General features: G+C 62.8%; 22 protein-coding genes and 1 tRNA gene. 13 read left to right on the forward strand and 10 right to left on the reverse strand.

Annotated features, from left to right (window positions below; all coding sequences use genetic code 11):
- Positions 1–120: 120 nt before the first annotated feature.
- From omp10 to NT26_RS13055, 5 genes are all read left to right on the forward strand, one after another.
- Positions 121–483 carry an outer membrane lipoprotein Omp10 gene (gene omp10, locus NT26_RS13035; RefSeq protein WP_052639314.1) on the forward strand — a complete coding sequence of 121 codons (363 nt, stop codon included), beginning with the start codon at positions 121–123 and terminating at the stop codon, positions 481–483.
- Positions 484–689: 206 nt separating this feature from the next.
- Complete coding sequence (locus tag NT26_RS13040; protein ID WP_052639316.1) at positions 690–2,672, forward strand: 5'-nucleotidase C-terminal domain-containing protein; 1,983 nt, start codon at positions 690–692, stop codon at positions 2,670–2,672.
- 120 nt (positions 2,673–2,792) lie between these two features.
- Positions 2,793–3,827: a ferrochelatase gene (gene hemH, locus NT26_RS13045; RefSeq protein WP_052639319.1), complete on the forward strand. Its 1,035-nt coding sequence runs from the start codon at positions 2,793–2,795 to the stop codon at positions 3,825–3,827.
- A 70-nt stretch (positions 3,828–3,897) separates the two neighbouring features.
- Positions 3,898–4,947, forward strand: coding sequence for an SPFH domain-containing protein (locus NT26_RS13050; protein ID WP_052639321.1), 1,050 nt, complete (start codon positions 3,898–3,900; stop codon positions 4,945–4,947).
- Positions 4,948–4,949: 2 nt separating this feature from the next.
- Complete coding sequence (locus NT26_RS13055; protein WP_052639323.1) at positions 4,950–5,408, forward strand: NfeD family protein; 459 nt, start codon at positions 4,950–4,952, stop codon at positions 5,406–5,408.
- Between the two features lies 1 nt (position 5,409).
- Here the strand turns inward: NT26_RS13055 and NT26_RS13060 are convergent, their stop codons facing one another.
- Positions 5,410–6,405, reverse strand: a complete 996-nt coding sequence (locus NT26_RS13060) for a KpsF/GutQ family sugar-phosphate isomerase (protein ID WP_052639325.1) — start codon at positions 6,403–6,405, stop codon at positions 5,410–5,412.
- A gap of 132 nt (positions 6,406–6,537) precedes the next feature.
- Here NT26_RS13060 and NT26_RS13065 point away from each other — a divergent pair, with 132 nt between their 5' ends.
- Positions 6,538–8,049, forward strand: a complete 1,512-nt coding sequence (locus NT26_RS13065) for an outer membrane beta-barrel protein (RefSeq protein WP_052639328.1) — start codon at positions 6,538–6,540, stop codon at positions 8,047–8,049.
- A 55-nt stretch (positions 8,050–8,104) separates the two neighbouring features.
- Here the strand turns inward: NT26_RS13065 and galU are convergent, their stop codons facing one another.
- On the reverse strand, positions 8,105–8,989 hold the full coding sequence (gene galU, locus NT26_RS13070; protein ID WP_052639330.1) for a UTP--glucose-1-phosphate uridylyltransferase GalU: 885 nt from the start codon (positions 8,987–8,989) through the stop codon (positions 8,105–8,107).
- Between the two features lie 200 nt (positions 8,990–9,189).
- Here galU and NT26_RS13075 point away from each other — a divergent pair, with 200 nt between their 5' ends.
- Together NT26_RS13075 and NT26_RS13080 are read left to right on the forward strand one after the other, a co-directional pair.
- Positions 9,190–10,410 (forward strand): lytic murein transglycosylase, encoded by a 1,221-nt coding sequence (locus NT26_RS13075; protein ID WP_052642169.1) that lies wholly within the window; start codon positions 9,190–9,192, stop codon positions 10,408–10,410.
- Between the two features lie 63 nt (positions 10,411–10,473).
- On the forward strand, positions 10,474–11,688 hold the full coding sequence (locus NT26_RS13080; protein ID WP_052639332.1) for an SGNH/GDSL hydrolase family protein: 1,215 nt from the start codon (positions 10,474–10,476) through the stop codon (positions 11,686–11,688).
- Between the two features lie 102 nt (positions 11,689–11,790).
- Here the strand turns inward: NT26_RS13080 and NT26_RS13085 are convergent, their stop codons facing one another.
- Genes NT26_RS13085 through gltB form a run of 3 tightly spaced genes read right to left on the reverse strand, consistent with a single transcriptional unit; the run spans position 11,791 to position 18,123 of the window.
- Positions 11,791–13,245 (reverse strand): glutamate synthase subunit beta, encoded by a 1,455-nt coding sequence (locus NT26_RS13085; protein ID WP_052639334.1) that lies wholly within the window; start codon positions 13,243–13,245, stop codon positions 11,791–11,793.
- 13 nt (positions 13,246–13,258) lie between these two features.
- Positions 13,259–13,426, reverse strand: a complete 168-nt coding sequence (locus NT26_RS22790) for a hypothetical protein (protein ID WP_156157144.1) — start codon at positions 13,424–13,426, stop codon at positions 13,259–13,261.
- The gene (gene gltB, locus NT26_RS13090; protein WP_052642171.1) at positions 13,423–18,123 is read right to left on the reverse strand and encodes a glutamate synthase large subunit; all 4,701 of its coding nucleotides are present in this window, start codon (positions 18,121–18,123) and stop codon (positions 13,423–13,425) included. Before gltB ends, NT26_RS22790 begins: the two co-directional genes overlap by 4 nt.
- Before the next feature lie 355 nt (positions 18,124–18,478).
- On the opposite strand from gltB, the gene NT26_RS13095 reads away from it, so the two are divergent.
- Positions 18,479–19,525, forward strand: coding sequence for a threonine aldolase family protein (locus NT26_RS13095; protein ID WP_052639336.1), 1,047 nt, complete (start codon positions 18,479–18,481; stop codon positions 19,523–19,525).
- A gap of 62 nt (positions 19,526–19,587) precedes the next feature.
- Here the strand turns inward: NT26_RS13095 and NT26_RS13100 are convergent, their stop codons facing one another.
- Positions 19,588–20,070, reverse strand: a complete 483-nt coding sequence (locus tag NT26_RS13100; protein ID WP_052639338.1) for an Hsp20 family protein — start codon at positions 20,068–20,070, stop codon at positions 19,588–19,590.
- Positions 20,071–20,454: 384 nt separating this feature from the next.
- Between NT26_RS13100 and NT26_RS13105 the strand changes: the two genes are divergently transcribed.
- Positions 20,455–21,423: an alpha/beta fold hydrolase gene (locus tag NT26_RS13105; protein WP_052639340.1), complete on the forward strand. Its 969-nt coding sequence runs from the start codon at positions 20,455–20,457 to the stop codon at positions 21,421–21,423.
- A 4-nt stretch (positions 21,424–21,427) separates the two neighbouring features.
- Here NT26_RS13105 and hisN read toward each other — a convergent pair whose 3' ends face one another.
- Together hisN and NT26_RS13115 are read right to left on the reverse strand one after the other, a co-directional pair.
- Complete coding sequence (gene hisN, locus NT26_RS13110; protein WP_052639342.1) at positions 21,428–22,204, reverse strand: histidinol-phosphatase; 777 nt, start codon at positions 22,202–22,204, stop codon at positions 21,428–21,430.
- Between the two features lie 244 nt (positions 22,205–22,448).
- Positions 22,449–23,333 (reverse strand): N-formylglutamate amidohydrolase, encoded by an 885-nt coding sequence (locus NT26_RS13115; RefSeq protein ID WP_052639345.1) that lies wholly within the window; start codon positions 23,331–23,333, stop codon positions 22,449–22,451.
- 179 nt (positions 23,334–23,512) lie between these two features.
- Here NT26_RS13115 and cpdR1 point away from each other — a divergent pair, with 179 nt between their 5' ends.
- From cpdR1 to NT26_RS22190, 3 genes are all read left to right on the forward strand, one after another.
- A complete protein-coding gene (gene cpdR1, locus NT26_RS13120) occupies positions 23,513–23,875 on the forward strand; it encodes a response regulator CpdR1 (protein WP_052642173.1) in 363 nt (120 codons plus the stop codon).
- 103 nt (positions 23,876–23,978) lie between these two features.
- A tRNA-Val gene (locus tag NT26_RS13125) sits at positions 23,979–24,053 on the forward strand.
- 167 nt (positions 24,054–24,220) lie between these two features.
- On the forward strand, positions 24,221–24,394 hold the full coding sequence (locus tag NT26_RS22190; protein ID WP_065814535.1) for a DUF1328 domain-containing protein: 174 nt from the start codon (positions 24,221–24,223) through the stop codon (positions 24,392–24,394).
- Positions 24,395–24,421: 27 nt separating this feature from the next.
- On the opposite strand, the gene NT26_RS13130 is transcribed toward NT26_RS22190, so the two are convergent.
- Together NT26_RS13130 and NT26_RS22395 are read right to left on the reverse strand one after the other, a co-directional pair.
- Entirely contained in the window at positions 24,422–24,943 is a 522-nt protein-coding gene (locus NT26_RS13130; RefSeq protein ID WP_082077701.1) for a DUF1003 domain-containing protein, read from the reverse strand.
- Positions 24,933–25,124, reverse strand: a complete 192-nt coding sequence (locus NT26_RS22395) for a hypothetical protein (RefSeq protein ID WP_082077702.1) — start codon at positions 25,122–25,124, stop codon at positions 24,933–24,935. The genes NT26_RS13130 and NT26_RS22395 overlap by 11 nt, the downstream gene beginning before the upstream one ends.
- Positions 25,125–25,193: the final 69 nt, after the last annotated feature.

The following is a 25,193-nucleotide window of genomic DNA, read 5'->3' on the forward strand; positions in this document are numbered from 1 at the left end:
CCGTGGTTTTCGCCTCTCCCTTGTTGAAAGAGCCGGAAAAGGGCTGCGAAACTTTCGAATCTGCAGTAGATACAGTTCACAAAGTAAATCACCATCGGCCGAACCGCGGGAGACACCGACATGAAACTGAAAGCGAGCATCGTGCTGATTGCCGCCGCCACGCTGACTGCCTGCGTCTCTAATCCGCCGCCGCGGCTTCCGCCGCCGCAGGCGCAGCCTCAGGGCGTCGAAGGTGCGTGGGTGGACCCCAATGGAATTGTCTCCACCTTCCAGGGCGGCACCTTCAATACCCGGTCAACTGACAGCAACACGCTTCTCGCCTCCGGCACCTATGTCAGCCTGTCGCCCACCCTTGTCGAGATCAGCATGACGTCGCTGGTCCGCAACACCCAGTCGCGCGTCAACTGCGCTCTTGTCTCCCAGAGCCAGTTGAACTGCACGCAGGACAGCGGCGCCCAGTTCTCGCTGACCCGCCGCAGCTGACACACTCTTGATCTATGTTCCAAAAGCCCCGCCCATGGCGGGGCTTTTTCGTTTCGGAGGAGGCGTCCCCCGGTGCCTCCCGCACTGCACATTTCCCCTTGCAGTCGTCCTGCCTTGATGAAACCATGCCCCGTCGCCGATCGTGGGACAATGGGATCGGACGCCGCCGGATCGTGATCCGACCGCGACAACAGGAGAGAGACACAATGATGAAAACGTTGAGACTGGGGCTGATGACCGCCTCGGCGATTGCCCTCTTTGCCGGCAGCGCGCTGGCCGATTACGAGCTCAATATCCTCCACATCAACGATCTCCATTCGCGCATCGAGGCTATCAACAAGTACGATTCCACCTGCTCGGCGGAAGAAGCATCGAAGAACGAGTGCTTCGGCGGCATCGCGCGGGTAAAGACCGCCATCGACACCCGTCGCGGCGAACTCGCCGACGCCAACGTTCTTGTCCTCGATGCAGGCGACCAGTTCCAGGGCTCGCTCTTCTACAGCATGTTCAAGAGCGGCCCGATCGCCGACTTCATGAACGGCATCGGCTTCGACGCCATGGCGATCGGCAACCACGAGTTCGACGACGGCCCGGAGGAACTGCTGAAGTTCATCGAGGCATCGGAATTTCCGATCATCTCCGGCAACACGATTGCCGCCGAGGGCAGCCCGGTCGCCGGCAAGTTCGAGCCCTACATCATTAAGGACATCGGTGGGCAGAAGGTGGCGGTGGTCTCCGTGCTTGCAACCGACACCGACGAGACGTCCTCGCCCGGCGACAAGATCCGCTTCGAGGACGAGGTGGAATATCTGAAGAAGGCGGTTGCCGACCTCGAAGGCCAGGGCATCAACAAGATCGTCCTTCTCTCGCATGTCGGTTATCACCGCGACCAGGAGATCGCCGCAGCCGTGGACGGCATCGACGTCATCGTCGGCGGCCATAGCCACACTCTCCTTTCCAGCACCGACGAGAAGGCTGCCGGTCCCTACCCGACCCTGGTGAAGAATCCCGGCGGCACGGATGTGCCGATCGTGCAGGCCTATGCCTATTCCAAGTATCTGGGCGACCTGAAGGTCGTCTTCGACGACAACGGCGTTGTAACGTCGGCCGAAGGCGCGCCGCAACTCCTCGACTCCTCCGTGGTACCCGACGCCGGCTATGCCGCCAAGGTGGAGGAGCTCGGCAAGCCCCTGGAGGAACTGAAGCAGAAGGTGGTTGGCTCGACGCAGGATACGATCGTCGGCGATCGCGATGTCTGCCGTGTCGAAGAGTGCTCCATGGGCAATCTCGTTGCCGACGCGCAGCTCGACCGGGTCAAGGATCAGGGCATCACCATTTCGATCGCCAACAGCGGTGGATTGCGTGCCTCGATCGATTCTGGCGACGTGACGATGGGCGAGGTCCTGACCGTCCTGCCGTTCCAGAACACCATTGCCACCTTCCAGCTCAAGGGATCCGACCTTCGCGCCGCACTCGAGAACGGCGTCAGCCAGATCGAGGAGGTTGCTGGCCGCTTCCCGCAGGTGGCGGGCATGAAGTACTCCTTCGATAAGTCGAAGCCGGCTGGCGAGCGGGTCACCGACGTTCAGGTCAAGGAAGGCGATGCCTTCGTGCCGCTCGATGCCGAAAAGACCTACGGCGTGGTTACCAACAACTATGTTCGCGGCGGCGGCGACGGCTACAAGATCTTCGCGACAAATGCCGTCAATCCCTACGACTTCGGCCCGAATCTCGAGCAGGCAGTGGCTGATTATCTGGGCGCCAACTCGCCCTACGAGCCCTACACGGACGGCCGCATAACCGAAGTGGCCGCTGCTGGCGAGGCCGCTCAGCCGGAGGCGCCGGCCACCGAGGCACCGGCGGCACCTGCAGCCGAGGCACCCGCAGCCGAGGCACCGGCAGCTGCTACACCGGCCACGCCGGCGCCTGCTGCTCCGGCTGACACGGCGGCACCAACGACGCCTGCACCGGCGGAAACGGCACCGGCCGCGGAAACCGCTGCCCCTGCTGCGACCGAGGCTTCGCCGCAAGAGCAGACGCATACCGTTGCCCGTGGCGACTCTCTGTGGAAGATCGCCGAGTCGGTCTATGGCGACGGGACGATGTGGAAGAGGATCGCCGAGGAAAACGCACTGCGCAATCCGAATGTCCTGACGGTCGGGACCGAGCTTCGCCTGCCGCCCCGCTAAGACGATTTGTCTCGCAAATGCCGACGGTCCAGGGCTTCCCCGGACCGTTTTTTGTTTCTAGATAGAACCAAACGTGTTGCGGTGCCGTATAAACCGCTGAACAGCAATCGGATCATTGAAATGGACGCCATCACGAGCCACCTCCCGGCCGGTCATCCCCCAGTGAAGTTCGGCAAGGTCGGGGTCCTCCTCGTCAATCTCGGCACGCCCGACGGTACCAATTACTGGCCAATGCGCCGCTACTTGGCGGAGTTCCTGTCCGACCGTCGCGTGATCGAGTGGTCGCGTCTCTACTGGTACCCGATCCTCTACGGCATCGTCCTGAACAAGCGCCCGCAGAAGGTCGGCAAGGCTTACGAGGAAATCTGGAACAAGGACCTCGACGAGAGCTATCTGCGGACCTACACCCGCAACCAGGGTGAACTGATGGCCGAGCGCCTGAAGGACCTGCCGAACGTCGTGGTCGACTGGGCCATGCGCTACGGCAACCCCTCTATCGCCTCGAGGATCGACGCGCTCCACGCCCAGGGCTGCGAAAGGATCCTGCTCTTCCCGCTCTACCCGCAATACGCTGCCTCGACGACGGCGACCGTCAACGACAAGGCCTTCGAGCACCTGATGAAGATGCGCTGGCAGCCGGCGGTCCGGACTGTCCCGCCTTACCACGATGACCCGACATATATCGAGGCGCTGGCGGTTTCCGTCGAGAAGGCGCTGGCACAGGTGGACTGGGAGCCGGAAATGCTGGTGGCCTCCTTCCACGGCATTCCCCAATCCTACTTCAAGCAGGGCGACCCCTATCACTGCCACTGCCAGAAGACCGGCCGCCTGCTACGGGAGCGCCTCGGCCTTCCGAAAGAGAAGTTCATGGTCACCTTCCAGTCCCGCTTCGGGCCGGAGGAATGGCTGCAACCCTATACGGACAAGACCATGGAGAAGCTGGGCGACGAAGGCATCAAGCGCATCGCCGTCATGAACCCCGGCTTCGTCTCCGATTGTCTTGAGACCCTGGAGGAGATCGCTGGCGAGGCCGGAGAGATCTTCCAGCACCACGGCGGCGAGAAGTTCCTGCACATCCCCTGCCTCAACGACAGCCCGGAGGGCATGGGCGTCCTGGAAACGGTCGTTCGCCGCGAGCTTCAGGGCTGGGTCTGACCTCTTTCGTTTGATCCGTGGCGGGAACATGATACTCCAGTCTCAGACTTCTTGAGCTGGAGGGTCAGCCATGTTGGGCGGCTTCGATATCGTCGTTATTGCGATCGTTCTACTCGTCATCCTGGTCCTGTTCGCCGGAATCAAGACGGTGCCGCAGGGATATCGCTATACCGTCGAACGGTTCGGCCGCTACACCCGCACCCTCGATCCGGGGCTGAACCTGATCACGCCATTCATCGAGCGCATCGGCGCCCGCATGAACGTGATGGAGCAGGTGCTGGACGTGCCGACCCAGGAAGTCATCACCAAGGACAATGCCAGCGTCTCGGCGGACGCCGTCGCCTTTTACCAGGTCCTAAATCCTGCTCAGGCTGCCTATCAGATTGCCGACCTCAAGAATGCGATCCAGAACCTGACGATGACCAACATCCGGTCCGTGATGGGATCCATGGATCTCGACGAACTCCTCTCCAACCGCGAGGTGATCAACGAGCGGCTGCTCCGCGTGGTGGATGAAGCGGTCGGCCCGTGGGGCATCAAGGTAACCCGCGTCGAGATCAAGGACATCCAGCCGCCGGCTGACCTTGTCCAGTCCATGGGCCGGCAGATGAAGGCCGAGCGCGAGAAGCGCGCCCAAGTGCTGGAAGCCGAGGGTGCACGGAACGCGCAGATCCTGCGCGCCGAAGGCGCGAAGCAGGCTGCCGTCCTGCAGGCCGAGGGCGAGCGCGAAGCAGCCTTCCGTCAGGCGGAGGCGCGGGAACGTCTGGCTGAGGCGGAAGCAAAGGCGACGCAATCCGTCTCGCAGGCGATAGCCCTCGGCGACGTGCAGGCAATCAATTACTTCGTCGCCCAGAAATATACGGAAGCCCTGACGGAGATCGGCAAGGCTCCCAACTCGAAGATCGTGCTGATGCCGATCGAGGCTTCTTCGCTCATCGGCTCGCTGGGTGGCATCGGCGCGATCGCCAAGGAGGTTTTCGGTGATGGCGACGGCCCGGCGCGCATCCGCTCGTCAGTGCCGCAACAGCCGGCCACGCCCTCCTCCCCGCGACCGGCGCCCACGCCCTCACCCCGCACGACGCCGCCCGTCAATCCGTTCGCTCCGCGGAACGAGACCTGACCATGCTGCAGACACTCGCCGCCAATCTCGGCCCCTGGAGCTGGTGGATCATCGGCATTGTTCTGCTTGCCGCCGAACTTGTCGCGCCCGGCGTCTTCCTGATCTGGATCGGTGCGGCCGCCATCGTCATCGGCGTCCTGTCGCTTCTGCTCTGGGATGCCGCCTTCTGGCCCTGGCAGCTGCAGTTCGTGCTGTTTGCCGTTCTGGCCGGCGCTTTCGCGCTCGCCGGACGCCGCTTCTATGGCCGGCACGAAACCAGCGACCAGCCCTATCTCAACCGCCGCGGCGAAAGCCTGGTCGGCCGCACCGCAACGCTCCATGAGCCGATCCGGGAAGGCCGCGGCCGCATCCGCCTTGACGACACCTGGTGGCCCGTCATGGGGCCTGACCTGCCGGCAGGAACGCGCGTAACGGTGGTTTCCGCCGACGGGCGTGATCTGAAGGTAGAGGCGGCCGCCTAGATCAGGCGACGCCGACGCGCAGAAGATCGTGGAAGTGGACGATGCCGATCGGATGGCGTTCGTCATCCACCACGATCAGCGCCGAAATATTGTGCTGGTTGAGAAGGGCCATGGCGCTCGTGGCGAGCGTCCTTTCCTTCACCGTCTTCGGATCGCGCGTCATGATGTCGTCGACGATCATCGCACCGAGATTGAGGTTGAGCCCGCGGGCGAGGTCACCGTCGGTGACGACGCCGCACAGGCGACCATCCTCGTCGGTGATGCCGACGCAACCGAAACGCATTTCCGCAAGCGTCATAACCGCCGTCGGAACCGGTGTCCCCTTCTTCACCAGCGGCACACGGCTTCCGGTATGCATGATATCACCGATATGGCTCAGCATGGCGCCCAGCTTGCCGCCGGGATGGAAGACACGGAAATCGAGCGCGGTGAAGCCGCGGGCCTCGAGAAGCGCCACCGCAAGCGCGTCGCCGAGTGCCAGTTGCAACAGGGTGGAGGTGGTGGGCGCCAGTCCGTGCGGGCAGGCTTCCTGAGCCTTGGGCAGGAGAAGCACGATGCTCGCCTCTCGCGCCAGCGTCGAAGCCTCGCCCGCCGTCAGCGCGAGCAGCGGGATCGAGAAGCGCCGGCAATAGCCGACGATGCTCTGCAGTTCGGCCGTCTCGCCGCTCCAGGAAACCGCGATGACCGCATCGTCCCTGGAGATCATCCCGAGATCGCCGTGGCTTGCCTCGGCGGCATGCACGAAGGATGCAGGGGTACCGGTCGAGGCCAGCGAAGCGGCGAGTTTCGCGCCGATGTGCCCGCTCTTGCCGACGCCGGAGACGATCACCCGCCCCTTAAGCCCGAGGATCAGGTCGACAGCCTGCCGAAAAGAGTCGGAAAGCCCGTTCTGCAGGGCCTGCTCCAGGGCCTCCAGCCCTTGCCTCTCGACCGAGATCGTGCGCAGCGCGGACTCGATGACCGCCGTCTCGCTCACCTTGAGTACTTCCTGTGTCATGGCGCGGCATCTACCGCTTTTGCCGAGCGGAGTCCATCGCGACGATAGCGCCGCCCCCCGCTAGAACCAAGTGTTAACCACATGGCTTTACGTTTGCGTAACCGCTGCGCATCGGGCATCTGGATGGAGAGAATGGACAAGCAAGGCGAAAGACCTGTGCCGCGCCTGCCGGCGCTGGCCGTGCTGCTTGCCTGCACGTCCCTGGTGGTGCCTGTTACCACGGGTGCGCAAGAACTTGATCCGCCACGCTCCGCAACAAACAATACCAATTCGGAGCCGCTACCCACCTCTGCCAATACGCTCCCTTCCAGGGCTTCGGCGGCCTCTTCGGCCTATGGCGTCGTGACTGGTTCTGCTCCGGCCGGCGGCGCCGATCCTTCGGCGAATTCGGAGACGCTTGCGACCGGCTCTATCCCGGCACCGGCGCCTCTGGATCCTCCTTATGAGGAAGACCTGTCCCTCTCCTACGAGGAGAATTTGGACGTAGGCGCCGATGCCATCGAGCCGGGTGAGGCGCCTCTTCCTCCTGGCGATCCGACCGGCATCCGACTCGGCACCTTCATGCTCCGCCCTTCCGTCAGCAATACGGTGAACCGCGAGACGATCCGAAACGGCGATACGAAGACCCAACGCGACTATCTATCAACCGCCATTCGCGGCACCCTCACCTCCGACTGGTCACGCCACGAGCTTACGGTGAATGGCGAAGGCACGTTCGAGCGGGATATCGGCGGCCGCGACGACATCGAGCCCGAAGGGAGGGTGGATGCCAACCTGCGCCTCGACCTCGCTGACGAGACCATGGCCAACATCAGCGCCGGCTACAGCTTCGAGCGCGAGGATAATAACGACCCCAACGCCATCGGCGGTGCCAGCGTCCAGTCCGGTGTTCACCAGTTTGACGGCGGCCTGACGCTCGAACGGAATGCTGGCCTGATCCACGGGCTCGCCGGCGTCGGCGTCAGCCGGGAGATCTATTCGGACGCCGAACTACAGGATGGCTCCTCCCTCGATCTCAGCGACCGCAATCGAACGACGGTCGATGGCAGGCTGAGGCTCGGCTACGAGCTCTCGCCGGCGCTTGTGCCCTTTGTGGAAGTGGCCGGCGGGCGCAGCTTCTATGACGATCGCTACGACTCGGCAGGATACGAGCGCTCGTCCTGGCGTTACGCCGGTCGGACTGGCGTGGAATTCGATCTCAGCGAAAAGCTGCGCGGTGAGCTCACCGCCGGATATACGCGCGCCGACTATGATGACGCGCGGCTTGAGGACCTTGGCGGCGTGACTTTCGATGGACGGACCGTCTGGTCTCCACAACGGGGAACCGATGTCGAGCTTGCACTGCGAACGACGCTTCAGGACGCAACGGCCCCCGGCGCAAGCGGCTGGACGGAATATGATGCCACCGCGGTGGTGACGCACCAGCTGCGCCACAGGCTGGTCGGGCGGCTCACCGGTGGCGCTACCCTGCGCGACTTTCCCGAGGGCGAAAACGAGACCACCTGGCTTGCCGGCGCCGGCCTCGCCTGGAGCATCAACCCCTATCTCGATCTCACCGGTGATCTCGAATACGAGCGAACACTCCGTAGCGGCGACGATACCGACACCTGGCGTGCCGGCATGGGCCTCACCCTCCGCAGATGAGAATGCCCGGCGCGAACCGGGCATTTTGGTGTTGCAGTGTTCAGGCTCAGTGTCCTTAGATGAGCCGCGCCACCATGTCCTTCAGCGGGCCCTCGATCGCCGGGCGGATGTCGCCGCGCTGGAGCGCGAATGCCAGGTTGGCCAGAATGAAGCCGTCCTTGGCGCCGCAGTCGAAGGTCTCGCCCTTGAAGTGGTAGGCCGCGAATTCCTGTTGCCGGGCAAGCGCCAGCATGCCGTCCGTCAGCTGGATCTCGTTGCCCGCGCCCCGCTCCTGCGTCTCAAGGATGCTGAAGATCTCCGGCTGCAGGATATAGCGGCCGTTGATGTAGTAGTTGGAGGGTGCCGTGCCCTTCGCCGGCTTCTCGACCATCTCGGTGATCTTGAAGCCTTCGCCCACCTTGTTGCCGACACCGACGATGCCGTACTTGTGCGCCATCTCCGGGTCGCATTCCTCGACGGCCAGCACGTTGCCGCCGGTCTGCTCGTAAAGCTCGACCATGCCCTTCAGGCAGCTCTTCTCGGACGACATGATCATGTCGGGAAGCAGCACAGCGAAAGGCTCATTGCCGACGATGTCGCGGGCGCACCAGACGGCGTGGCCAAGTCCGAGCGGCACCTGCTGGCGCGTGAAACTCGCCGTGCCGGCGGTCGGCAGCAGATCCGCAAGCAGGCTGAGCTCGGCGTTCTTGTTGCGCTCGCGCAGCATCTGCTCCAGTTCGTACTGGATGTCGAAATAGTCCTCGATGACGCCCTTGCCGCGACCGGTGACGAAGACGAAGTGTTCGATCCCCGCTTCCGCCGCCTCATCGACGACATACTGGATCACCGGCTTGTCGACGACCGTCAGCATTTCCTTGGGTACGGCTTTCGTGGCCGGCAGGAACCGCGTTCCAAGCCCGGCTACCGGAAACACTGCCTTGCGTATCTTCTTCTGTGCCACGCACACCTCCTGAAGTACTCCGTCGGGAGCCAACTCACAATCGCGTCATCTAGTCAAGAATTGCTACGATTTCCTCACCGATGACGCGAGCTGCTTCATATGGTAAAGGGTTTGTTGACTCTGTTCTGTTATCCATTCGTTAAGTCGAACATCACGTTCGATGAAGGATGAACCTGAAGAACGACGGACACGATTTGCCGATGACCATGTTTCGCACCTATCGCCTTCGCGGTTTGATTTTCGCCCTGGCCGCAGGAGCAGCCCTGGCGACCAATCCGTTAGATGCCAGAGCCGATGCGGGTTTCAAGTCCTGGATCTCCGATTTCTATTCAACGGCCGCCAAGGCCGGCATCAGCCGTTCGACCTATGAGAAGGCCTTCGCCGGCGTCTCGGCACCGGACCGGACAGTCCTCGAGAAGGCCGCCTATCAGCCCGAATTCAAGTCGCAAATCTGGGATTACCTGGATTCACGCGTCAATCCCTATACCGTGAAGGTCGGCCGCGAGATGCTGGCGCGCCATGGCCGCACGCTCGCGGCTCTCGAAAACCACTTCGGTGTCGACAAGCACGTTCTCCTGGCCATCTGGTCGATGGAATCGAACTACGGCGCGGTGCTGGAGAAGCGGGATCGCCTGCATCACGTCCCGCAGGCCTTGGCTACCCTCGCCTGGGGCGACCCAAAGCGCGCCAAGTTTGCACGGACCCAGCTGATCGCCGCCCTCAAGATCCTTCAATCGGGCGAGATCTCCCCGAACCACCTGACCGGCTCCTGGGCAGGCGCCATGGGTCACACCCAGTTCATTCCCTCAAGCTACCTGCTCTACAAGGTCGATGCCGACGGCAACGGTAGTGCGGACATCTGGAACTCCGTCCCGGATGCGCTCGCCACCGCCGCCAACCTCCTGAAGAAGAACGGCTGGCAGACCGGCAAGACCTGGGGCTACGAGGCGGTGCTGCCGCGGGGTGCGGCAAAGTATGACGGGCAGACCAAGACGCTGGCACAATGGGCGGCGCTCGGCTTCACGCGCCCCAACGGCAAGCCGTTCCCGCGCGGCGGCGATCGCGCCGAACTGAAGCTTATGGCGGGCGCGAATGGTCCGGCCTTCCTGATGACCCGCAACTTCTTTGTCATCAAGCGCTACAACGCCGCTGACAGCTATGCCCTCGGCGTCGGCCTTCTTGCAGACCAGATCGCCGGCTACGGCGGCGTCCATCAGCGCTGGCCACGGCCGAATGGCACGCTCGACATCGTCGAGAAGTTCGAGCTGCAGACAAAGCTCAAGCAGCTTGGCTACTACGAGGGCGAGATCGACGGCAATTTCGGTTCCGGCTCCAAGGCGGCGATCACCGCAATCCAGCAGCGGCTCGGCATGCAGGCGGACGGTCAGCCGTCGCAGTCCCTTCTCAACGCGTTGCGTTGACAACTCGCGCATTCCGTCCCACATCGCCTGCATGAGCAGGCGGGCGGGAAGCCCCGCGCGGACATGAGGTTTGATGTGGTGGGCGGCAAAGGCATTATCGGCCGTTTCCTGGTGATCTTGGTCACTGTGGCTCTTGTCGTGCCGGCGTCACCGGCGCCGGCAGAGGCACAGGAGCGCGTCCAGCGCCGCAATCTGCTCGACATGCTGTTCGGCGGCGGGCGTCGCTATATCGACCCGGAACCGTCCATCATCGACGTGCAGCCGCGGCGCCAGAGGCAACTGAGGCAACAGCAGCCGCGCCCCCGCGGCCGCGCGCCGGCCGCGCGGGCAGCCGCGCCACGGCCAGCCGCTCCAGCCGCACCGCCGAAGCCGGAGCCGGTGGCCAAGCTGGAGAATGCACGCCAGATCCTCGTGGTAGGTGACTTCCTCGCCGGAGGATTGGGCGACGAACTCTCCACCGCCTTCGAGGAATCGCCCGGCGTCGTCGTCGCGGAACGGAGCAATGGCTCCTCCGGCTTGGTGCGCCAGGACTACTACAACTGGCCGGAACAGCTCCCGACCCTGATCGACGAAGTGAAGCCCGCACTGGTCGTGGTGATGATCGGTGCCAACGATCGCCAGCAGATGAAGACGGCCGATGCGCGCCTCGACTTCCCGAGCGACGGCTGGTTCACCGAATATGAACGACGCATCCGCGAGCTTGGCACCATCGTCACCAGCAGGAAGATCCCGCTGCTCTGGGTCGGCCTGCCTTCCTTTCAGTCGCCCTCGCTGATGCGCGACGCCGTGAAGCTGAACGGCCTTTACCGGACGGAAGTGGCGGAGCTCGGCGGCGAGTTCGTCGATATCTGGGATGGTTTCGTTGACGAGGAAGGCCGCTTCATCGTCACCGGATCCGATATGAACGGCCAGCAGGCTCGCCTGCGTGGTTCCGACGGCATCAACTTTACCAAGGCCGGCAAGCGCAAGCTTGCGTTCTATGTCGAGAAATATGCCCGTCGGCATCTGGGAGAGATGGCGAGCCCGGAATTGGTTAAGCTCGATGCCAGCAACCTGCCGGAACTGCAGGTCCTGCCACCCTCACCGACCACGGCCGTGCCCGTCCAGCCCATCAGCCTGATGGACCCGGAACTCGACGGGGGAACCGAGCTGCTGGGTGCCTCGCCAACGCCACCGCCGATTGTGGAAACACCACGCGACATGCTGGTGAAGCGCGGCGAACTGCCGCCAGCCCCGAAGGGCCGCATCGACGACTATCAGCGAAGCACCACGCAGTAGGCCCTTCCCGCATATCCCGCAGTCCTGCCACGGCGGTAATACTCCCGCCTCCCTCATTCCCACGATGGAGGAGGGAGACGTAGCCCGACCAAGACTCCGATCTTACCTCGGGAGAACCGAACCGCCCATCAGGGCCTCGTCGATCGAGCGTGCAGCCTGGCGGCCTTCGCGGATCGCCCAGACCACCAGTGACTGGCCACGGCGAACGTCGCCCGCGACCCAGAGCTTGTCCACTGACGTCCTGTAGTCGCGGTCATTGGCGACCACGTTCGTGGAGCCGCGCCGATCGACATTGAGATCGAGCTTCCCGTCCAATTCCGAGAGCACGCCGTCCTTCAGCGGCCCGGAGAAACCAATGGCGATGAAGGCGAGGTCCGCCTTGATGATGAAGTCCGTGCCGGCGATCGGCTGGCGGCGATCGTCCACCTCGCAGCAGCGCACGCCGGTCAGATGCCCGTCTTCTCCGACAAACTCTAGGGTGGCGACCTGGAACTCGCGGACCGCACCTTCGGCCTGCGAGGACGAGGTGCGCATCTTCGTGGCCCAGAAGGGCCAGACGGCAAGCTTGTCTTCCTTTTCAGGCGGCTGCGGGCGGATATCGAGCTGCGTGACCTTCACCGCGCCCTGGCGGAATGCAGTCCCGACGCAGTCGGATGCGGTGTCGCCGCCGCCGACAACCACAACATGCTTGGCGCCCGCCAGGATCGGCTCCGCCGGCCAACCCACGCTATCGATGTTCTCACGGCCCACGCGGCGGTTCTGCTGCACGAGATAGGGCATGGCATCATAGACGCCCTGCAGGTCGACACCGGGAATGCCGGCGGCGCGCGGCGTCTCCGACCCACCGCAGTAGAGCACCGCATCATGCTCCGCGAGCAACTGTTCGACGGGCATGTCGACGCCGACATTGACGCCGCAGTGGAAGGTGACGCCCTCGCCCTTCATCTGCTCGACGCGACGGTCGATGAAGTTCTTCTCCAGCTTGAAGTCCGGGATGCCGTAGCGCAGCAGGCCACCCGGCTTCGTCTCGCGCTCGTAGACATGCACGTCGTGTCCCGCGCGGCCGAGCTGCTGGGCCGCCGCCATGCCGGCGGGACCGGAGCCGATGATGGCGACCTTCTTGCCGGTCTTTTCAGTCGCCGGCTGCGGGCCGACCAGGCCAAGCTCATATGCCTTGTCGGCGATCGCCTGTTCGATTGTCTTGATCGCGACGGGCGCATCCTCGAGGTTCAGCGTGCAGGCTTCCTCGCAGGGCGCCGGGCAGACACGGCCGGTGAATTCCGGGAAGTTGTTGGTGGAATGGAGGTTGCGGATCGCCTCTTCCCATTTGTTGTTGTAGACGAGGTCGTTCCAGTCCGGGATCTGGTTGTGCACCGGACAGCCCGTCGGACCATGGCAGTAGGGGATGCCGCAGTCCATGCAGCGTGCCGCCTGCTTGGTGACTTCCGCATCCGACATCGGAATGGTGAATTCCCGGAAATGGCGGATACGGTCCGATGCCGGCTGGTACTTCATGACCTGCCGGTCGATTTCCATGAAACCCGTTACCTTGCCCATGTATCGTCCCTTTTCAAAGTGAGGCGCCTGTCGGCCCCCAGTACCAGTAGGCGAGACCGATGCCCCCCCCCAGCACCCATTGTTCTGCTGCGATAGTGCCATTTGCCACGAACACAACCGCCGGCACGGCGGCTGCTACTCCCATGGCAAGCAGCCGATGAATAAGGCGAAGGCGGCTCACTCCGCCGCAACACCCATGCGCATACGTTCCATCTCTTCCAGAGCACGGCGGTACTCCACGGGCATGACCTTGCGGAATTTTGGCCGGAACTCGGTCCAGCGGTCGAGGATTTCCTTCGCCCTCTCCGAACCCGTGTAGTGCAGGTGGTTGGAGATCATCTGGTAGAGGCGCTCCTCGTCGTGGCGCGTCATATCCTCGGACACGTCGACGCGGCCCTTGTGCATGATGTCGCCGCCGTGGTGGTGCAGCTTCTCCAGCATGTCGTCCTCTTCCGGCACCGGCTCGAGTTCGACCATCGCCATGTTGCACCGCTTGGCAAAGGTCCCTTCCTCATCGAGCACGTAGGCCACGCCGCCCGACATGCCGGCCGCGAAGTTGCGCCCGGTCTCGCCGAGCACGACCACGATGCCGCCCGTCATGTATTCGCAGCCGTGGTCGCCCACGCCCTCGACGACGGCGATCGCACCGGAGTTGCGAACCGCGAAGCGTTCACCCGCGACGCCGCGGAAATAGCACTCGCCGGTGATCGCACCATAGAGCACGGTATTGCCGACGATGATGGCCTGCTCCGCCTTCAGCTTCGAGTTCTCGGGCGGACGAACGATGATCCGGCCGCCGGACAAGCCCTTGCCGACATAGTCGTTGCCGTCGCCCACCAGGTCGAAGGTGATGCCGCGGGCCAGGAAGGCACCGAAGGACTGGCCGGCCGTGCCGCGCAGCGTCACATGGATGGTGTCATCCCTCAGCCCCTTGTGGCCCCACCGCTTGGCGAGCGCTCCCGACAGCATGGCGCCGACGGAGCGGTCGACGTTCTTGATCGGCACCTCGAAGACCACCGGCTCCTTGCTTTCGAGCGCCGGCATGGACTTCTCGATCAGCTTGCGATCGAGGATGTCGTCGATCGGGTGCTTCTGCCGCTCGGTCCAGTAGGTCGCTTCCTTCGGTGCCTCGACCTTGTGGAAGATCCTGGTGAAGTCGAGCCCCTTCGACTTCCAGTGCGCGATCATCTCGTCCTTGGACAGAAGCTCCGACATGCCGATGATGTCGTCAAGCCTGGTGAAGCCGAGCGAGGCGAGGATTTCACGCACCTCTTCCGCGACGAAGAAGAAGTAGTTGATGACGTGTTCCGGCGTGCCCTTGAAGCGCTTGCGCAGAACCGGATCCTGGGTCGCAACGCCGACCGGACAGGTGTTGAGGTGGCACTTGCGCATCATGATGCAGCCGGCCGCGATCAGCGGCGCGGTGGCAAAGCCGAACTCGTCAGCGCCCAGCAGCGCACCCACGATCACGTCACGGCCGGTCTTCAACCCGCCATCGACCTGCAGCGCGATACGCGAACGCAATCCGTTCAGCACCAGCGTCTGCTGGGTTTCAGCGAGACCGATCTCCCACGGGCTGCCGGCGTGCTTCAGCGAGGTGAGCGGCGACGCACCCGTGCCGCCGTCGAAGCCCGCGACCGTGATATGGTCGGCGCGTGCCTTAGCGACACCGGCGGCCACCGTGCCGACGCCGACCTCGGACACGAGCTTGACCGAAACGTCCGCCTCCGGATTGACGTTCTTCAGGTCGTAGATGAGCTGCGCCAGGTCCTCGATCGAATAGATGTCGTGGTGCGGCGGCGGCGAGATCAGGCCGACGCCCGGCGTCGAATGCCGGGTCTTGGCGACGGTTGCATCCACCTTGTGACCGGGCAGCTGGCCGCCTTCGCCGGGCTTCGCCCCCTGCGCCACCTTGATCTGCAGCATGTCGGCATTGACGAGGTATTCGGTTGTGACGCCGAAGCGACCCGACGCGACCTGCTTGATCGCCGAACGCTCGGGGTTCTGCGACCCGTCCGCCAGCGGCGTGTAGCGATCGCTTTCCTCGCCGCCCTCGCCCGTGTTTGACTTGCCGCCGATACGGTTCATGGCGATCGCCAGCGTCGTATGCGCCTCGCGGGAAATCGAGCCGAAGGACATGGCGCCGGTCGAGAAGCGCTTGACGATGTCCACCGCCGGCTCGACTTCCTCGATCGATACGGGCTTGCGACCGATATCCTCCGCCGACTTGATCTTGAACAGCCCACGGATCGTGTTCATCCGGCAGGCGGTGTCGTTCACCATCTGCGCGAATTCGCGGTAGCGATCCTGGCTGTTGCCGCGCACTGCATGCTGCAGCGATGCGACCGCATCCGGCGTCCAGGCATGGCTCTCGCCGCGCATGCGATAGGCATATTCGCCACCGATATCGAGAGTGCGGGCCAGCACCGGGTCCTTGCCGAAGGCCGCCTGATGGCGCGCCACGGTTTCCTCGGCGATCTCCGTCAGACCGACACCCTCGATGGTCGTCGCGGTGCCGAAGAAGTACTGGTTGACGAGTTCGGATGACAGGCCGACCGCATCGAAGATCTGCGCGCCGCAATAGGACTGGTAGGTCGAGATGCCCATCTTGGACATGACCTTCAGGATGCCCTTGCCGACCGCCTTGATATAGCGGCTGACGATTTCGCTCGCGTCGACTTCCTTCGGGAATTCGCCGCGGGCATGCATGTCGGTCAGCGTGTCGAAGGCGAGATAAGGATTGATTGCCTCGGCGCCGAAGCCGGCGAGACAGCAGAAGTGGTGGATCTCGCGCGGCTCGCCGGATTCGACGACAAGACCGACCGAAGTCCGAAGACCCTTGCGGATCAGGTGATGGTGGACGGCAGCGGTCGCAAGCAGCGCCGGGATCGCGATCCGGTCCGGACCGATCTGGCGGTCGGAGAGCACGATGATGTTGTAGCCGCCGCGAACGGCAGCCTCCGCCCGCTCGCACAACCGGTCGAGCATCTCCGGCATGCCTTCGGCGCCGCGCTCAATGTCATAGGTGAAGTCGAGCGTCTTGGTGTCGAAGTGATCCTCCATGTGACCGATGGAGCGGATCTTTTCGAGGTCGCCATTTGTCAGGATCGGCTGGCGCACTTCCATGCGCTTCGCCTTCGCCATGCCCTCATGGTCGAGGATGTTGGGACGGGGACCGATGAAGGAGACGAGGCTCATCACCAGTTCCTCGCGGATCGGGTCGATCGGCGGGTTGGTGACCTGGGCGAAGTTCTGCTTGAAATAGGTGTAGAGCAGCTTCGACTTATCGGACATCGCCGAGATCGGCGTGTCCGTCCCCATTGAGCCGACGGCTTCCTGGCCGGTCGTCGCCATTGGCGACATCAGGATCTTCGTGTCCTCGGACGTGTAGCCGAAGGCCTGTTGGCGATCGAGCAGCGACACGTCGCGGCGCAACGCCCGCGGCTCGACAGGTCGCAGGTCCTCCAGGATCAGCTGTGTGCGGTCCAGCCAGTTGCGGTAGGGATGCTTGGTGGCAAGTTCGCTCTTCACTTCCTCGTCGGAAATGATGCGACCCTTCTCCATGTCGATCAGCAGCATCTTGCCCGGTTGCAGCCGCCACTTCTTGATGATGGTCTCTTCCGGCACCGGCAGCACGCCCGCTTCCGAGGCCATGATGACGCGGTCGTCGGAGGTCACGACGTAACGCGCCGGGCGCAGGCCGTTGCGATCGAGCGTCGCGCCGATCTGCTTGCCATCGGTGAAGGCGACCGCAGCGGGCCCGTCCCACGGCTCCATCAGGGCGGCATGGTATTCGTAGAAGGCCTTCCGCTCCGGGCTCATCGACTGGTTGCCGGCCCATGCTTCGGGGATCAGCATCATCACCGCATGCGCCAAGGAATATCCTCCGCGGGCCAGGAATTCGAGCGCGTTGTCGAAGCATGCGGTGTCCGACTGGCCCTCATAGGAGATCGGCCACAGCTTGGAGATATCGTCGCCGAAGAGCGGCGAGAAGACAGAAGCCTGACGGGCGGCCATCCAGTTGACATTGCCGCGCAGCGTGTTGATCTCGCCGTTATGGGCGACCATGCGATAGGGATGCGCCAGCTTCCACGACGGGAAGGTGTTGGTCGAGAACCGCTGGTGGACGAGCGCCACAGCCGATTCGAAACGCGGGTCGGACAGGTCCTTGTAATAGGCGCCCACCTGATAGGCGAGGAACATTCCCTTGTAGACGATGGTCGAGGACGAGAGCGACACGGGATAGAAACCGGTCTCCTGTCCGCCGAACTGGTCGTAGATGCGATTGGAGATCACCTTGCGGACGAGGAAGAGCTTGCGCTCGAACTCGTGGTTCGTCGCGGCATCGCGGCCCGCGCCGATGAAGACCTGCAGGTGATAGGGTTCGGTCGCGGCGATCTCGGGCGCCTTGGAAAGCGAGGAATTGTCCACCGGCACTTCGCGGAAGCCCAGGAACTGCTGCCCCTCCTCGGCGATCACATCGACAATCACCTTCTTGAAGTGGTCGATCTGCTCCGCATCGCGCGGCAGGAAGAAGTGGCCGACAGCATATTCACCGGCCTTTGGCAGCGTTACGCCCTGCTTCGCCATCTCCTCGCGGAAGAAGCGGTCCGGGATCTGGACGAGAATGCCTGCGCCATCGCCCATCAACGGGTCGGCACCGACAGCACCGCGATGAGTGAGGTTCTCGAGGATGAACAGCCCGTCCTTGACGATCTGGTGCGACCTCTGCCCCTTCATGTGGGCGATGAAGCCGACGCCGCAGGCATCGTGCTCGTTGCGCGGGTCATAAAGGCCCTGCGCAGGCGGAAGACCGGAGGCTGCGACGGACGTGCGTTTCTCGGGCGCGTTTACAGCTTCGCGAGCAGCGGCGCGCATTTCAACAATCATCGTCATCGTCATCCTCCTTCGGTCCGGCGGACAAGGTGGTTGTTCTTGCGGAATTCGCTTCAAGCCTCCTCCTCGAAGAGAGGGGAGATGCGAAATTAGGTCAACCGTTCTGACCTAATTCGCCGCGTGGTATGACATACTTGCCCCCGCCTCACAAGACCCGCTGGCTCACAAATTGTGTCGTTCGCGACCGAAGCTTTCGCCACGTAGCCAATCTGCGAAACTTAGTTGTCAGAAGGATGTCGATTCCGTTTCTTGCTTGCCGACTGAAAATTTGGGAAAGCGCTCGATTGATTGGCGGCCGGAACGCGATAGGTTTCGGTGGCATACGAAAGGGCCATTCATGTTCTTTGCCTCTGACAATTGGGCCGGCGCTCACCGGGCCATCAACGAGCGCCTGCTGCGCGAATCCACACGCTTTGCCGCTGCCTATGGAACGAGCGAACTCGACCGTGCCGTCGAGGCACGGTTCAACGAGATCTTCGAGCGTGAGGTCTCGGTCTTCTTCGTCGCCACCGGCACGGCCGCCAATTCGCTGGCCCTTGCAAGCGTCGCCCGCCCCGGCGGCGTCGTCTTCTGCCATTCCGAGGCGCATGTCATTGAGGACGAATGCGGCGCGCCGGATTTCTTCAGCGGCATGCGCATGGTTCCGGTGGAGGGACCGCTCGGCAAGATGAATATGAAGAACCTGGAGGCCAGGATGGTCCGCTACCCCCAGGACGCTGTCCACCATGGCCGAGCCGCGGCAATTACCATGACCCAGGCGACGGAAGTTGGCAGCGTCTACACGCTGGATGAGATTGCCGCGATTGCGCAGATGGCCAGGGCGCACGCACTGCCGCTGCATATGGACGGCGCCCGCTTCGCCAATGCGCTTGTTGCGCTCGACGCCACTCCGGCTGAGATGACGTGGAGGCGCGGCGTCGACATCCTCTCCTTCGGAGGCACGAAGAACGGCTGCTGGTGTGCGGAAGCCATCGTCTTCTTCAATCCAGAGATGGCCAGGGAACTGCCCTTCATTCGCAAGCGGACGGCACAGCTCTTTTCCAAATCGCGCTTCATCGCGGCACAATTCGAAGCTTATCTTAAGGATGGGCTGTGGCTGGATCTCGCCACCCACGCCAATGCCATGGCCGACCGCCTTCGCGACGGTCTCTCCGGCTCCAACAGCGCCCGCCTCGCTTGGCCCACCCAATCCAACGAGGTCTTCGCGATCGTGCCGATCGACACAATGAAGAACGCCCATGAGAAAGGTGCCAAGTTCTACGACTGGCTCGAGCCGCGCGACATGTCTGAACCGGCGGGCGAAGGCGAGATGCTGATCCGCCTCGTTACGAGCTTCGCAACCACGGCCGACGACGTCGACGCCTTTTTGGCGGTTATAGGCTGACCTAAATGAAAACGGCCCCTCCGCGAGGAGGAGCCGTCCGGGCCTTGGGAGAGGCAGAGGCGTTAGTTGACCTGCTGCGGCGCGACCTGCGCTTCAATCGTCTTTGGCGCCTCGCCTGCCTCGGCGGCAATGGCGATGCGGCGCGGCTTCATGGCTTCCGGGATGTTCCGGAGAAGGTCGATATGAAGCAGGCCGTTCTTCAGCGAGGCAGACTGCACCTCGACGTGATCGGCGAGTTGGAAGCGGCGCTCGAAGGCGCGCTTGGCGATGCCGCGATAAAGGTATTCGCTCTGTTCGGCCTTGTCTTCCTCGGTCTTTTCACCCTTCACCGTCAGCACATGCGCATGCGCTTCGATAGAGAGTTCCTTCTCGTCGAAACCGGCAACGGCCATGGTGATGCGATAGGTGTTCTCGCCCGTACGCTCGATGTTGTAGGGCGGATAGGTCTGCGCCTGCTCCGGCTGGCCGCGGGTGTCCAGCAGGTTGAAGAGGCGGTCAAAACCGACGGTGGACCGATAGAGGGGGGAGAAATCGACGTGACGCATTATTGTCCTCCTGGGAAGCGACGTGTTGCGATTTTTGTTCTCCTGCCTCGTCCCGGAATGGCGATGAGGCAGGGTTTAACGGGCCCTTCCGGCGCCCGCAAAATGAAGATGGGAATTCCGCCGCGACGCTTCAAGAGCCCTACGCAACCACCTCCTCACCGCATGAACTTCCCATGAACACGAGGTTTCGCGCGGGTTCAGGATGGGGCGCGTAAACGTCATTGCATCGGCGGACACACGCTCCGTCGACGACTGAAGCACGTCCCTTCTCTTCAGTCTGCTGGCCGGGTCGATGCTTGTCCTCAGGTGTCGATCCGGCTTTTTTCCTTGACCTTGCAGCATGAGCACCTATCGCTGTGGGATCGCCAACGCTCCCGTGGGACCATGCCCGACATACTCTATCCGACGCCCGAAAACCCCGCGCCCGAGAACTACACTGCCGGTCATTTCACCGGGTACAGGGGGGCGAAGCTGCGCTATGCGATCTTCCGGTCGCAGATCTCCCCGGCGCGCGGAACCGTGGTCCTCATGCAGGGGCGCAATGACTTCATAGAGAAATACTTTGAGACGATCCGCGACCTCAACGCGATGGGGCTCTGGGTGGCGACCTTCGATCTCCGGGGCCAGGGCGGCTCGGACCGGCTGCTGAAGGATCCCCGCAAGGGTCACGTACGCCGCATGTCGGACTACGAGCGAGACCTGGAGATATTCCTGGAGCAGATCGTGCTGCCGGATACGCGCCTGCCCTTCTTTCTCGTCGCCCACTCGACGGGTGCGCTGATCGCGCTTTCCGCGGCACCCAGGCTGTCGAACCGCATCAGCCGCATGGCACTGTCGGCGCCCTATGTCGGGCTGCGCCACGACACCTGGCCGGTCGCCGTGATCCGCCAGATCGCCGCGCTTGCGTGCTGGACCGGGCTCGGTCGGCTATCGGCCGAGCAGGAGCGCATCGACCGGCCCTTCCCGGGCAATCCGCTGACCTCCGACACCGCCCGCTTCGCCCGTAACGCTGCCGTTATCGCGGCGCACCCAGAACTGACGGTCGGGCCACCCACCTATCGATGGCTGCATGAAACGCTGAAGGGGGCTAACCGGGTCAAGCGTCAGGAGCACCTGACCCAGATTACCATTCCGACCCTGATCCTGGCGCCTGTACTCGACGGCATCATCCCCTATGCCGAGCAGGAAGAACTCGCCCGCAACTTCCGGGCCGGCCAGCTGGTGACCATCAACGGCGCGCGGCACGAACTCTTCCAGGAGCGCGACATCTATCGCGCCCAGGCGCTGGCTGCGATCGAAGCCTTCATGCCGGGCCTGGATGGCGGGCTTGACCTGTCGGAGACTGCGGCCTGACCGGTCAGGCGCCGTTGAGGATGCTCATCGCCTGTTCATGCAGCGCACGGCTTCCAGCGGCGATGATATTGCCTCCCCCTTCTGGACGACCGCCGTCCCAAGTGCTGATTATCCCGCCTGCGTGTTCGATCAGCGGTATCAGCGCGCCCACGTCGTAGGGCTTGAGCGAATTCTCGATCACCAGGTCCACATGGCCGGAGGCGAGAAGCGCGTAGGCGTAGCAGTCTGTGCCGTAGCGGAACAGGCGCACATGCCGCTCCACCGCATGATAGCGCTCGGCATCCTCGCCCGTGAAGATGTGTGGAGAGGTCGTGAACAGGATGGCGTCCGACAAGCGCTCGCAGTCGCGCGTCCTGATCTGCCGCTCGCCGTCCGGGCCGCTATACCAGGAGCGCTTCCCATCGGCGAAGTACCGTTCGCCGGTGAAAGGCTGGTCCATCAGCCCCATCACCGATCGCCCACCACTCTGGAAACCGATCAGCGTGCCCCAGACCGGCACGCCGGAGATGAAGGCACGCGTGCCGTCGATCGGGTCGATCACCCAGATGTGCTCCCGATCCAGACCGATGTTCTCGTGCTCTTCCCCCAATATGCCGTGGCCGGGGAAGCGGTCTTCGATGAGGGCCCGGATCGCAGCCTCTGCGGCCTGGTCCCCCTCCGTAACCGGATCAAACCCACCCTCCAACTTGTTGGTGACGTAGCCGCCGGTCCGGAACCGTGGCAGCGTCTCCGCCTTGGCGGCGTCGGCAAGCGCATAGAAGAAGGCACGGTCGGGAAGCATAAGAAACCTCGTGGCGGCAAGGACTGAAACCTGCTTGTAACCGCAAGAGCCCAGGAAGCAATGTGGGAAGCGTGCAACAGCGTCTGATCAAAATGTGGACAAGGTCAGGATCTGCTTGACAATTGTGCACTGCAATAATAGTGTTGCATTACAGTCTTTGACTGTAATGCCCTCCTTGGGTGTTTCCTCCCTAGACTAGCCGCGCTTCGGCGCGGTTTTTTTTGCCTGCTATGATCGGGAAGCCTTATTCGGCCGCGAGAGCGGTGGTGCCGGCCAGTTCATCGGCGACCTCCGCCAGCTGCCGCATGAAGGTGAAGAGATTGCCTGCGACCGCTTCGAAGTCCCGCCTCTTCTCGAGCGTCACTTCATCCACGTAGAGCGCCCGGTTTATCTCGATCTGTAGCGCATGCAGCCCGCGTGTCGGCCGACCGTAATGTTCGGTGATAAACCCGCCGGCATATGGCTTGTTGCGCACCGCCGTGAAACCGAGCTCGCTCAGGATGCAGATTGCCGCCCGCGACAGATCCGCCGATGCGCTGGTGCCATAGCGGTCGCCGATGATGAAGTCGGGCCTGATGTCGGAGCCGGAAAGGCGGATATTGCCGGGCATCGAGTGGCAATCGATCAGGATGCTCGTGCCGAACCGCGCATGCGTGCGGGCGATCAGCCTGCGGAGCGCCGTGTGATACGGCTTGTAGATCCTCTCGATCCGCGCCAGTCCCTCCTCGACGCTGAGGCGACGGCGATAGATCTCCATGTTCTCGGCAACGATTCGCGGAATGGTCCCAAGACCGCCCGCCACCCGGAGCGAGCTGATATTGGCAAACGAGGGAAGCGGCCCGTCGAACATCTTCGGATCGAGCTCATAGGGCTCGCGGTTCACGTCGAGATAGGCCCGCGGAAAATTGGCGGCGAGAAGAGGTGCGCCGAGTTCGGGCGCCGGTGCAAACAACTCGTCGACATAGTGATCGGCGGAGCGGCGGATGGCGACCGAATCAAGCCTCGAATCAGCCAGGAAGGCCGTCGGATAGCAGCGCCCGCTATGGGGGGAATTATAGACGAAGGGAATGGTCTGGCAGGTGGGCTCTCTGATCTCGAACTGCTCGAATTCGCCTGTCGCCCGGTCCATCTAGCCTTTACCATGTCATGAACTTCCAGAACGGGCATGTTGCCAGTTGCCCCCGCCGAAGTCCATACTATCTATGTCCTGTCAGGATTCGCGCCTGCCGCCGTTAAATGGGTTTTTACCAGCCATTGGCTAGGCTGACGCTCCGAAAATTCGAAAATATGGAACACGGCCCCCGAACGATGCAAAAAATCCTTCTCGCCGAAGACGACAACGACATGCGGCGCTTCCTCGTAAAGGCGCTCGAGAAGGCTGGCTATAACGTCGCTTCCTTCGACAATGGCGCGAGCGCCTATGACCGTTTGCGTGAGGAACCTTTCTCGCTCCTTCTTACTGACATCGTCATGCCGGAGATGGACGGGATCGAACTCGCCCGTCGAGCCACCGAACTCGACCCCGACCTCAAGGTGATGTTCATCACCGGCTTCGCCGCCGTCGCACTGAACGCCGATTCGAAGGCGCCGAAGGATGCGAAAGTCCTCTCTAAACCGTTCCATCTGCGCGATCTGGTGGACGAAGTTAACAAGATGCTCGCCGCCGCCTGACGGCATTTTCGGGATGATGCGAAGCCGGTGAAAAAGCTTCGCATTTCACATCAAAACCAGTTGACGGCCCGGCCACCTTATGGTCTATGCGCCGACATCGGATGGGCGTGTAGCTCAGCGGGAGAGCACTACGTTGACATCGTAGGGGTCACAGGTTCAATCCCTGTCACGCCCACCATCCTTTCCTTCACCTTGGTAGATATCTTGCAGGCGCGAGCATGGCTCGCGCTGGTCGCCGCGACCGCTTCTGGTCCATCTACTGGGTTGACCCGCCGCTGCTTAAAAAGACCGCGGAACATTCATTTCTCGCCTGCGTTTTCCGGCTTCAAGCGAAAGGGACACGCCATGTTGAAATGGGCACTGATCTTCCTCGTCATCTCGATCGTCGCAGGCTTCCTGGGCTTCTCGGGAGTATCGGCGGCGACCGCGTCGATTGCCAAGGTACTGTTCTTCCTCGCACTGCTTGTGTTCGTGATCTTCCTGGTCCTCGCCATCATCGGCGGCAGCCTGGTCTTCTGATTCGACCGGATACTCGTCAGGCGAAACTCAGTTGCGTTCGCCCTGCCATGGATCATTTCGCTCCAGCAGCTCGATCTGGATCTGCTGGAGTTCCGTCAGGCGTTCCCACTGCTTCGCCATCTGATGATCGATCTTCTCGTGCAACTGGCGGATCTCCAGTTCGGCCCGCAGGTTGACCATGTAGTCGCTCTCGGCCCGCTGCCTGTCCTTTGCCTCCTGCCGCTTCTGGCTCATCATGATGATTGGCGCCTGTAATGCGGCTACACAGGACAGCACGAGGTTGAGCAGGATGAAGGGATAAGGATCGAACGGCTCGATAAACAGGCCCGAGATGTTGACACTCATCCAGAGGAGAAGAACGGCGCAGAACAGGAGGATGAAGCTCCAGGAGCCACCGAAGGATGCCACCGCATCGGCGGCCCGTTCGCCAAAGCGGCGCTCGGACTCCAGCACAAGGTCGGCGCTCGACTGTACCGTCGAGCCGCCCGTCACGAAGCTGTCGAGCACCCGCCTGTCCAGTTCCGACAGTTCCCCTCGCTCATCGTTCATCGCGCTCGCAGATCAGCGATTGGTCGTCAATGTCACCGACCTGCTCCGCGATCATCGCCTGCAGGGCCGGCCTCAGCTCGTGGATTTCATGCATCTGCCGGATAGGCAGGCTGCGGCCGCAAACGACGCAATGCGCGGTCTTCGCGCCCTTCTTCTCTTGTTCGTCCGACACTGTCGTCATCTTGTCCTGTCGCCGGCAACCGACGTAGCGGAGTTTGCCACGTCGTCGTGATTTCTAAGCGTGCTTCAT

Origin of the sequence: Pseudorhizobium banfieldiae (genome assembly GCF_000967425.1) — a bacterium.
GTDB classification, from domain to species: domain Bacteria; phylum Pseudomonadota; class Alphaproteobacteria; order Rhizobiales; family Rhizobiaceae; genus Neorhizobium; species Neorhizobium banfieldiae.

Bases quoted from the DNA above. Each gene is read 5' to 3' on its own strand.
- omp10 (WP_052639314.1), top strand. From the start codon at position 121: ATGAAACTGAAAGCGAGCATCGTGCTGATTGCCGCCGCCACGCTGACT.
- NT26_RS13040 (WP_052639316.1), top strand. From the start codon at position 690: ATGATGAAAACGTTGAGACTGGGGCTGATGACCGCCTCGGCGATTGCC.
- hemH (WP_052639319.1), top strand. From the start codon at position 2,793: ATGGACGCCATCACGAGCCACCTCCCGGCCGGTCATCCCCCAGTGAAG.
- NT26_RS13050 (WP_052639321.1), top strand. From the start codon at position 3,898: ATGTTGGGCGGCTTCGATATCGTCGTTATTGCGATCGTTCTACTCGTC.
- NT26_RS13055 (WP_052639323.1), top strand. From the start codon at position 4,950: ATGCTGCAGACACTCGCCGCCAATCTCGGCCCCTGGAGCTGGTGGATC.
- NT26_RS13060 (WP_052639325.1), bottom strand. From the start codon at position 6,405: ATGACACAGGAAGTACTCAAGGTGAGCGAGACGGCGGTCATCGAGTCC.
- NT26_RS13065 (WP_052639328.1), top strand. From the start codon at position 6,538: ATGGACAAGCAAGGCGAAAGACCTGTGCCGCGCCTGCCGGCGCTGGCC.
- NT26_RS13075 (WP_052642169.1), top strand. From the start codon at position 9,190: ATGACCATGTTTCGCACCTATCGCCTTCGCGGTTTGATTTTCGCCCTG.
- NT26_RS13080 (WP_052639332.1), top strand. From the start codon at position 10,474: ATGAGGTTTGATGTGGTGGGCGGCAAAGGCATTATCGGCCGTTTCCTG.
- NT26_RS13085 (WP_052639334.1), bottom strand. From the start codon at position 13,245: ATGGGCAAGGTAACGGGTTTCATGGAAATCGACCGGCAGGTCATGAAG.
- gltB (WP_052642171.1), bottom strand. From the start codon at position 18,123: ATGCGCGCCGCTGCTCGCGAAGCTGTAAACGCGCCCGAGAAACGCACG.
- NT26_RS13095 (WP_052639336.1), top strand. From the start codon at position 18,479: ATGTTCTTTGCCTCTGACAATTGGGCCGGCGCTCACCGGGCCATCAAC.
- NT26_RS13100 (WP_052639338.1), bottom strand. From the start codon at position 20,070: ATGCGTCACGTCGATTTCTCCCCCCTCTATCGGTCCACCGTCGGTTTT.
- NT26_RS13105 (WP_052639340.1), top strand. From the start codon at position 20,455: ATGCCCGACATACTCTATCCGACGCCCGAAAACCCCGCGCCCGAGAAC.
- hisN (WP_052639342.1), bottom strand. From the start codon at position 22,204: ATGCTTCCCGACCGTGCCTTCTTCTATGCGCTTGCCGACGCCGCCAAG.
- NT26_RS13115 (WP_052639345.1), bottom strand. From the start codon at position 23,333: ATGGACCGGGCGACAGGCGAATTCGAGCAGTTCGAGATCAGAGAGCCC.
- cpdR1 (WP_052642173.1), top strand. From the start codon at position 23,513: ATGCAAAAAATCCTTCTCGCCGAAGACGACAACGACATGCGGCGCTTC.
- NT26_RS22190 (WP_065814535.1), top strand. From the start codon at position 24,221: ATGTTGAAATGGGCACTGATCTTCCTCGTCATCTCGATCGTCGCAGGC.
- NT26_RS13130 (WP_082077701.1), bottom strand. From the start codon at position 24,943: ATGAACGATGAGCGAGGGGAACTGTCGGAACTGGACAGGCGGGTGCTC.
- NT26_RS22395 (WP_082077702.1), bottom strand. From the start codon at position 25,124: ATGACGACAGTGTCGGACGAACAAGAGAAGAAGGGCGCGAAGACCGCG.